The sequence below is a fragment of the Novosphingobium clariflavum genome (genome assembly GCF_026420865.1).
Lineage (GTDB): Bacteria > Pseudomonadota > Alphaproteobacteria > Sphingomonadales > Sphingomonadaceae > Novosphingobium > Novosphingobium clariflavum.
Window position 1 is genome coordinate 1 of record NZ_JAPCWC010000112.1, and the last position, 493, is coordinate 493.

The 493-nt window shown below is 64.5% G+C and carries 1 protein-coding gene; it reads left to right on the forward strand.

Annotated elements, in window-relative coordinates:
• Window positions 1–493: recombinase family protein (locus OKA11_RS24515; RefSeq protein ID WP_267225255.1), on the forward strand; the 493-nt coding region annotated here is incomplete at both ends.

Sequence of the window (493 nt, forward strand, 5' to 3'; positions counted from 1 at the left end):
CTCCAAAGCCGATGGCTCGCAGTCCCTCGACCTGCAGCACGATGCCCTTCGCGCCGCCGGTGTCGAGCCAGGCAATATCTATGATGATCGTGCATCCGGTAGCCGTGATGATCGCCCCGGTCTTGCCGCCTGCCTCAAATCGTTGCGCGACGGCGATGTCCTGATTGTCTGGAAGCTTGATCGGCTCGGCCGAACGCTCACGCATCTGGTCAGCACGGTCCAGAGCCTATCGGATCGCGGTATCGGTTTGAGGGTGCTCACCGGGAAAGGTGCGCAGATCGACACCACGACGCCATCGGGTCGCATGGTGTTCGGCATCTTCGCCACACTGGCGGAGTTCGAGCGGGATATGATCCGCGAGCGCACAATGGCTGGCCTTGCCGCCGCCCGCGCGCGGGGCCGCAAAGGCGGCCGCAAGTTCGCCCTTTCCAAAGCCCAAGTGCGCCTCGCCCAGGCCGCCATGGCCCAGCGCGACACGTCCGTCTCATACCTA